This window comes from Selenomonas bovis DSM 23594 (assembly GCF_000381005.1).
In the GTDB taxonomy this organism is placed as follows: Bacteria; Bacillota; Negativicutes; order Selenomonadales; family Selenomonadaceae; genus Selenomonas_C; species Selenomonas_C bovis.
The window spans coordinates 1-8213 of sequence record NZ_KB908426.1; the positions used below are offsets into that span (position 1 = coordinate 1).

Annotated in this window: 9 protein-coding genes; all 9 read right to left on the bottom strand. The window is 58.8% G+C overall.

The window, feature by feature from the left end; all coding sequences use genetic code 11:
• Positions 1-480, bottom strand: a 480-nt coding sequence (locus tag F599_RS0112525) for a type IV toxin-antitoxin system AbiEi family antitoxin domain-containing protein (RefSeq protein ID WP_019543846.1), incomplete at its 3' end; no start/stop codon positions are given.
• A 160-nt stretch (positions 481-640) separates the two neighbouring features.
• Positions 641-1024 (bottom strand): phage holin family protein, encoded by a 384-nt coding sequence (locus F599_RS0112535; protein WP_019543847.1) that lies wholly within the window; start codon positions 1022-1024, stop codon positions 641-643.
• Between the two features lies 1 nt (position 1025).
• The gene (locus F599_RS0112540) at positions 1026-2297 is read right to left on the bottom strand and encodes a hypothetical protein (RefSeq protein ID WP_019543848.1); all 1272 of its coding nucleotides are present in this window, start codon (positions 2295-2297) and stop codon (positions 1026-1028) included.
• Positions 2298-2301: 4 nt separating this feature from the next.
• Positions 2302-2526, bottom strand: a complete 225-nt coding sequence (locus F599_RS0112545; RefSeq protein ID WP_019543849.1) for a hypothetical protein — start codon at positions 2524-2526, stop codon at positions 2302-2304.
• Complete coding sequence (locus tag F599_RS0112550) at positions 2526-4556, bottom strand: hypothetical protein (RefSeq protein WP_019543850.1); 2031 nt, start codon at positions 4554-4556, stop codon at positions 2526-2528. The genes F599_RS0112545 and F599_RS0112550 overlap by 1 nt, the downstream gene beginning before the upstream one ends.
• 1 nt (position 4557) lies before the next feature.
• On the bottom strand, positions 4558-5511 hold the full coding sequence (locus tag F599_RS14975; RefSeq protein WP_019543851.1) for a hypothetical protein: 954 nt from the start codon (positions 5509-5511) through the stop codon (positions 4558-4560).
• Positions 5512-5513: 2 nt separating this feature from the next.
• Complete coding sequence (locus F599_RS0112560) at positions 5514-5939, bottom strand: hypothetical protein (protein WP_019543852.1); 426 nt, start codon at positions 5937-5939, stop codon at positions 5514-5516.
• A gap of 2 nt (positions 5940-5941) precedes the next feature.
• On the bottom strand, positions 5942-6283 hold the full coding sequence (locus tag F599_RS0112565) for a hypothetical protein (RefSeq protein ID WP_019543853.1): 342 nt from the start codon (positions 6281-6283) through the stop codon (positions 5942-5944).
• Positions 6255-8213, bottom strand: a 1959-nt coding sequence (locus tag F599_RS15785) for a coiled-coil domain-containing protein (RefSeq protein WP_019543854.1), incomplete at its 5' end; no start/stop codon positions are given. The genes F599_RS0112565 and F599_RS15785, both read right to left, overlap by 29 nt.

Here is an 8213-nt window from a genome sequence, read left to right on the forward strand (position 1 = left end):
GTAATTATTGAAGACTTCTATGGCCATGTCCTGTCCGACGCGGCGTAGATAGCGGAACATATCACAAACGACTCGTTCTCTGTTATATATACGAACAGGATAATCGTCTATCTTATGTACCTCGCAGCCCAAATCGATGATATTTCTCCCTGCGAAGAAATACTCTACCCTTGGATATTTCGGCTTCTCCAGACAGCGGGCTCCCTGACTCGGCAGCGTAATTTGTACAGAGCGAGGAATCATCGTCGTCAGGCCATGGAAATCAGCCGCGGAAAACATGCTTATAATAGCCTGCGAATAAAATTGCTGAGTCAGTACGAGGTCGTTATCGCTTTCTTTCGCTGGAGAAAAGATGTAGATGCCATGTTGTATGCGGGACAGGCGTTGTGCCTTTACCAGTTGGCGAAACTTGTAGTCGGTCATATGCGCCAGCAGATCTTTCTTTCGCCATGTTTTTACATTTCGATCCAGTATAGGCATATACTCACATCCTGTTGTAAACTAACTTTCTCTGTCTTGATTATACCATGTTCGACTATAAAAATACATGATAATTTTTCTATGTATTTTTATAGTCGATTCTTTTTCCCTCCTCATCCGCGCCCCCCGATTCCTCAAAATCGCGGAGCCCTTTCTTCATTCACTTCCCCTTCAGCTGCTCCATGACCTTTCTTAGCTTCTCCGGCACGGGCAGGCCGATGCGCGCGGCGTTTTCGGTGATGGAGATCCCCTCGTTGGCGCAATAGAAGAAAATCACAGCGGTCCTGAGCATACTGCCGCTGCCGATGATCTGCGTGTCGAGGAGATTCGCCATACCGACAAGGCAGAAGATCATCACCTTCTGGCAGATGCCTTTGAATCCTGTCTCGCTTGACAGACATTTCTCGATGACGGCACAGAGGACGCCCGTGATGTAGTCGAGCACGACGAAGGCCACGAGGACGGTCAGCAGGCCGTCCATGCCGCCGAAGAAGTCGCCAAGAATTGCGCCGATTCCCGCTGCCCAGCAGCGTATATGTTCCATGTCAGTTGTCTCCTTTCATCCATTTTCCGCATTGCTTCATCGGCCGGAGACGCGCGTTGCGGCAGGTACTTCCAGTTTCGATTTTCCTCCTGCCGCCTTTCCTGCAGTGATAGAGTTCGCCTTTATGGGAAACGAGCCACATGCCCGGACGCGTCTTGCAGGCGATGAGCCTGTCTCCCGGCTCGCAGCCGTCCAGCTCACAGATTTCCTCATTCCTCGGCGTCCTGAGTGTATAGCGGTAAGCGTTCGGATTGCAGCTAGAAGATTCCGTCTGTTTCTTCTCGCGCCGTTCCATAGCGAGACGAAATCCATCCGGCAGCGGCAGGTCGATGCTGTCGATGACGTCAATAAATCCCTTCTTCACGTCATCATCTTCCACGGAGATACCTGAAATCGATATGACGCGGCCGCTCGTGTATTTTTCACGCAAAATCGAAATGGCCGAGGGTGTCGCCGCCATCTCAAGCTCATAGACGACCGACAGAAAGTCAAAGCTTTTCTCATCTGCCGCCCAACAATAATCCGGCGCGCCAGAGCAGGAAAGGTGATTGCCCGACATGTAAATCGTTCTCCCTATGCCCCGCAGAAACAGGCAGTAGTCCTGCTCCGATTCCTGCCAGCCGCCGATAATCTCGCATTGTTCCAGCTGGAGGACTGTCTTTTCTTCCGGTCTCCCAGAGGGTGCGTCTTTTTCAAGTTGCCGGAGCGCCGCCGCGCCTGCCAGCCTTGCACCTTCCCGCAACAGGGGGAGATGGACAATATCCTCTGCTGCGGCGTACCAGTCTCTGATGCCATACCTTTCGTGTACGCCGTTATCAAAATAGATGCCGAACTTGCTGCCTATGCCTTCTCCATAGTCGCGGGAACTGTAACCAACCGTGCCATTCTCCCGGCGATAGGCTTCTCCGAGTAGTTCCCGCGCTTCGCCTGCCGCGCTCAAGGAGACATCCACTACGTCATATTTATTGGAAAAAGCGACCTCGCTGCCCCGGTTTACCATCAAACTGTGCATAGCGCCCTTTGCTCCTGTCCGCAGTGTTTTCCCGTGATACAAGCAGTGCGTGCCGTCACCCAGAAATATAGGAATCTGCAGTTCTCTGCCGGCAGCGACAAGTGCCGCCTCCCCGCCTTCCGCGAGATTTCCGTAGACGCAGCGGCCATCCGTCCAGATGAGATCACCCGCCTCGATGCTTTGATTGCCGATGGCTCGCAGCCATCGGCCGCCAGCGAGCACATTGCCGCCGCTGACGGCTGTCACTCTTTCCTGGTGCATCCTCTCACGCTCCTATGACAACGGCCGTTCCATCCCGCGCGATCTGCACCCAGACGCGGCTGCCGTCGCCCGTATCCGCATCGACGGCGGCTTTCATCGGATAGCTGCGCGCGCCGATGCGGACTCTGCCATTCTCTATGACGCCGCGCTGCGCTTTCTGCTCCGCGTTTTCCCGCATACGCTTCCTGCCTGTCCGCAGGGCTTCCGCGAGTCCGTCGATTCCGTTCATCAATACCACCTCGCAATCGTGATGCTCTGCCGCAGACTGCGCGGCGTGAGCGTTACCTGGTTGGACACAAGGAAATACTCGCTGCCCTCAAATCTTATTCGTTCCGTGAAGTCCAGGATGTGCGTCACCTCCGGCACGCCGTTTCTAACGCGCGAGACGATCTCCATGGTCACGGTTTCCTTCGTCCTGCGGTTGAGCCACTCGATTTCCTCCGTGAGCATCGCGAGATAAGTCTCGTCTTTGACCGGAAACTCCGTGTCGATGAGCGAGGCGGCGGACGGCTCGCCCCTGCCGTACACCCGCGTATAATGCGAGCCGAGAGAGAGATTCGACTGGTCGATGGTGTAGCGGCTCGCCTTGCCGCCGGGCTTTCCCTGCGAAAGGCTGCTACCAGTATTCTCCCCGTCGACGTAGACGGTCGTCGCATACCACCCCATGCCGAGCGGCGCGTGGTAGGTGACGCGTTCGCTCACCGGATTGTTCCAGTCCTGCCAGTCGTATTCGCTGTGCTCCCTGCCGTCATCGACGGCCTCCGTCGTGCGCTCCGTTTCCTTGAAGAGATAGATGTCGCGGCCTGTTTTCGCGTAGGCGTATTCCGTGAGGCTGGTCGATCCATCTTTGTTGTGTGTGCGCTTGCGCGTGAGATAGCCGTCCGTGTAGGTGTAGTCCGTCGCGCCGTTCTCGTTGGTCTCGCGCACGAGGAAGCCGTTCTCGTAGGTGCGGCTGATCTCCCCGAGCGAAATCGTGCCGGTGAAGGGAACTGGCGCATCCTCCGCATCGCTGTGCGCCTGATCGCTTTCGTTTTCCCGGCCGCTATGCCAGAGGGAGCGGACGAGCTTGCGGTCGATGGTCGGCCGGGTGTGCGGCCAGTCCGTGATGTCGGTCACGGCGTCCTCCTGCCCGCGCTGGATGATGTGGAGCGTATCCCCCCGGATGAACACGTTGACCTGCCGGTGCGGCAGCTTCGCCGTCCAGCCGAAAAGCGCCGAGATGAAATCCTGATACGTCATGCCGCTTTCCTCGAAATTCTGCGAGGGGATGAAGTCATCGCAGCGGAAGTCGAGCGCGAGGCCCAGCGCGTCCGCGATGCCCTCGGCATAGTACGAAACGTTGGCCTCATCCACGCACACGTTGATGGCCGTATAGAGCAGCTTATCCCTGCTGTACGTCCCCTTCACCGTTTGGAGCATGTCCTGCTGGCTCGTCTCCTCCACGAGGAACCGGAAAGGATAGTCGAGCAGCTTTCCCGCGACCTCCGCCTCGATGGCGAGCGGCCGCACTGTCTCGATGCGATACGTGTCTGAAAGCGTCAGCTCGCCGAGCGTCATGGAAAAGGAGCGGATGCCTTGAGTATGGAAGCTCGTCAGAAGCTCCGACTGACTCTCCGGCTCATAGCGCAGGACATGCGGCACACGGCGCGATGTATCTGATTTCTCCCGTTCCGATTTTTTGACACATCTCCTGCTGTCCGCATGTTGCTGCACCGATGTCAGCAGCCAGCGTCTGAGGTCCGCCTCTGCCCGTATTACCAGTACCTTGACCATGCGAAGCCGGGCCGTTGCCTGCTGCGTCACTCCCACCTTCCGGCACAGCTCTCCCCGCTGCACCACATAGTTCCGTGAAAGGATACGGGAGGTGTCAGCCCTGCGGACACAGTACGTTCCACCCACATAGCGTGCCAGATCCGCTTTCTCTATCTGCGAGTTTTGGATGCACCGAACCAGGCGCGCTTCGGTAAAGGACAGCAGGAAAGAGCGCACCTCGCGCAGGGTATCCACCGCCGCGAGATTGGCCGCTGTCACTTCGCGCCTGGTATCGGCAGACGCTGCCGCACCGCTCCCCACCACGCGCCGCAAATCGATGCTGCACTTCTCCAGATGAGACGTCTCCAGTACGAGGGACAGCCAGACGGAAGACTTCAGAGCCGCGTGTCCGAAGAACGCACCTTCAAGAAACGTCTGTGGCATCACGGACGCCCTGCCGAAAAAGCTTCCCTCGAGATATGCCTGCGGCTTCAGTGAGATCTTCATGTCAGACTCCCGTTTTCCATCCGACGGCCAATCCGTTCAGTCCGTCTACCGTGCCATCGAGCGAATGGTAATCGCAGATAACCCCTGCCGCGTCGCTCTGGAGCGGCTGTGTGGCATATTCCGTCAGGGTCCCGCTCAGACTCTGGATGACCGTGAGCGCCCCGCTGCCGGATTCCATCTGATACGCCGGATTCCCAATGACTGCCACGCCCGTCACCCGGGAACTGCCGCCACAGGAATCCGCGAGCGCTTCCATGTCAAGATACTGGAGCAACGTCTGCCCTGCGTCCGTTGCGATATAGGAGCCGTCTCCCATCTGTGTCATGTCAGACTCGATACCGACGGCGGGTACTGGTACGAGCTGCGTCCTCTTGTCAAACGCCGTGTCCGAAATGATGATATCGGATATCAGCAAGAGCTCCGAATTGCTCATAACCGTGACATAGTTGTCGCTCCAGCTATAGCATTTGATTGCGCCCTTTACATATTGCGTTCCATTGAACCACAGCTCGAACGCGCCGTCCTTCTCGTTCCCTGTCCCGCGCTTGGCGTGCATATAGACGGAGTTGACTTTTCCCGCGAAAAGATGGCACTCCGCTTTCAGTTCCTCCATGTCGGACTTGTACACCGGTATTTTTTTAGGATCAAGCCCTGTTCCAGAGCAATATGGTTCCACGAAGAATTGATTCGTGGCTTCATACGTGTAAAACCGAAGGCCGAATCCGTTATAGAGCACCTTCGCCTCAAACGCCTTGGGAACTTCCTTGCTTGTCGGCAAATAGATGTCAAACCTGATCCAGAGTTCCTTCAGAACGGCCTCCAGCTTCACCCCGCATCTATCCTCTGGCTGCAGAATTCCATATCCCGTCCTGCTGCGCTCGGACGTTACCACTGTCGCTCCTCCCGCCACGTCGAGAAGTCCGGTAAAACCGGGATTGACGTAATGAAAGCCCATGCTCACGCCCCCTCATCCGCCGCGACAAGTCCCTCCGCCTGGAGCGACACGCTCGTGTCGTTCGACGGTTTCTCATCCTTGGAACTCATCGCCTTTACCCAGAACGCCGCGTTGAGGCTTCCCACATGCTCGAGGGTGATGGAATCCTCCCAGGTGCCATTCATATTGGCATCCTCGGGACTGCCGAAATCCCCGTCCCTCGCGAGTTTCCATTTCGCGGCGTTCGCTCCGACGAGTTTCAAGGTAGTCTCGCCCTCAATGTGATAGCCTTCATCGCAGCGCACGGCGCACATGATGACCTTCGACTCCTCCTTCGCCGCGTCGAGCGTGACGGAGATGGGCGAAAGCCCCGTGCCCGCGCTGGCCTCCGTGCCGTCCGTCCCTTCCTTCGAGATATTCCCGTAATAGATGTGCAGCTGATTCGCCATATTCATATCCTCCAAAATTCCAGCGTTACTTTATAGGCCCGGGGAAAGCGGTCAACGTAGGCGTAGCTCTTGACCACGACGCGAAGATCCCGCCAGAGGTTCCCCGCCTCATCCTCGACCGTGACAGGCGTCCGCTTCTCCCAGAACTCGCAGATGGTTTTCCAGCCGTCCGCAAGCACGGTCACGGTGCAGGAAATCTTGTCGCCCTCCGGCACGCGGCCGAAGTCCTGCACGACGTTTCCGCCGATGATCTCGACCTGCTGCTGGCGGTCGTCCGGGATGGTCTGCCAGTTCTCCGTGTCGAGCGTCCGAACCTCACCAATTCGAATATGTATTTTCGCCACCTCCCAGCGCGTTTTCCACAGCCGGACGGATGCGGTCGGCCACCTGGTCGGCGAGAAGCCGCATGCCCTCATTGTCCTGCGTCACGGCGTTCTCGATGTTGACGGCAATCTGCACCTGCGGCGCCGCCACATTTGGTGCCTGCGGGATGCGATGCTCAGTTCCCTGCTGCGGTACGAGCTGCTGCATCTTTTCGTCAAACGGTTTGGAGAGACTGCCTAGGATTTCATCGTAGCTGTATGCCCTGCCGTCGATCTCCGCCGAAAAACTCCGCCGCGCGGCCTCTTTCTCTCTAGCGACTTCCTCCGGATCGCGGAAGTTCGGCAGGAGATTCTCGAGCATGTGCTTCTGCGCTTTCTGAAAGCCCGCGAGCTGCTCCGGCGTCATGGCGAGGTCGTCCATGGTGAAGCCATGCGCCGCCTTGTAGTAGTCGGCAAGACCGCGCTCACCGCCTGTGAGGTAGGCCTGGAACTCTTCCTTCTGTGACTGGAGCACCTCGAGCGCCGCGCTGCGTTTGGCGTCGAGCTTCTCCTTCTCGGCCCACTTGGTCGCGCGGACTTCCTCGAGGCCTTTCTCGATCCAGGCTTTCTTCTCGCGCTCGATTTCCGCGAGACGGTTCTCGAGGGCCGTATGGTAGATGCTGTCGATCTTGGCGGCGGCTTCCTCTTCGAATGCCTCGCGGATCCGCGCCTTGCGCTCCTCGGCCCAGGAAGCCGCCTGCGCTTCATCGAGTCCCTTCCTGCGATAGGCCGCCGCCTCGCGGTCGATGTCCGCGAGCTGATTCTCGAGCGCCGTATGACGGACGGCCGCGACCTTCGCGAGCACGTTCGTCTCGAAATCCTCGTAGATGCGCGCCCGCTTCTGCTGCAGGTAGGCGTCGGCGAGTGCGGCGTCCGCGCCGGACTTCCGGTACTTTTCCGCCTGCCGCTCCGCCTCGTGCAGAGAAGTCTCAAGCTCGCTGTGCGTGAGGGAAAAGAGGTTTTCCTTAAGCTCTTCACTGGCTTTAGCAGCCGCCTTGACGGCAGCGGCGTTCGCCCGGGCTGTCCGGGCGTTCTCCTCCTGGGCGCGGCTGTTCTTCCGCAGGGCCTCCTCCGCTTCGCGCGCGGCCTTCTTTTCCCGCTCGAGCGCCTCATCGGCTTTCTTCCAGTCCTGGAATTTTTCCGTACTCGTGCCAAACTCATAGGTGCCGAGCGCGCCGACGATGGCACCGCCTGCCGCGCCGATGCCCGTGCCGATGACCGGCGCGAAGCTCCCCGCCACAGCGCCAGCGCCCGCGCCGACAAGCGCGCCGCTCAGGACTTCTTTCATGCCGCCGTGACGCGAAAACGTCCCAATGTCAGAGAGCGTTTCTTTGACGGACTCCGAGTTGACGCCGAGGTCGCGCATGGCATCCGCCACGCCCCGGATGACATCCACAGAGGTCTGCGCAAACGTTCCCATCACGCCAGCGAGTTCCCCGATGGACGCCTTGTTCTCACGGATGCTCCCGATCACATCCTGGAAACCGCCGATGACCGACGGCATGAGATCCTCCGCCACGGGCAGCAGCGCCGAGCCGAGCGCGAGCCTGAGCTGGCCCGCCTCCATCTCCATCTCGCGCCACTTGAGATAGGTCTGATGCGCCTCCTCCGGATTCAGCAGGCCCGTGGTCTTGATATGCGAGGAAATCTCCATGAGATCGTCGTACTGCTCGAGCACGGGGATGAGCGCGGCTCCGCGTGCGCCGAGCACCTCGGCGGTGAAGGCCTCTTCCTCTCCGGCCGCCGCGGCGTTCTTGTAGCCCTGCGCCAGCTGCGCGAGCTGCTCGTTGAGCGGCAGGAGATGCCCGGTTTCGTCCGTCAGCGTGATGCCGAAACGCGTGAGCGCCTCGGTCATATTGTTTCCGTCCTCCCCGGCGGCCGCCACCTGCTTGTCGAGGCGCGCGAAGAGCGG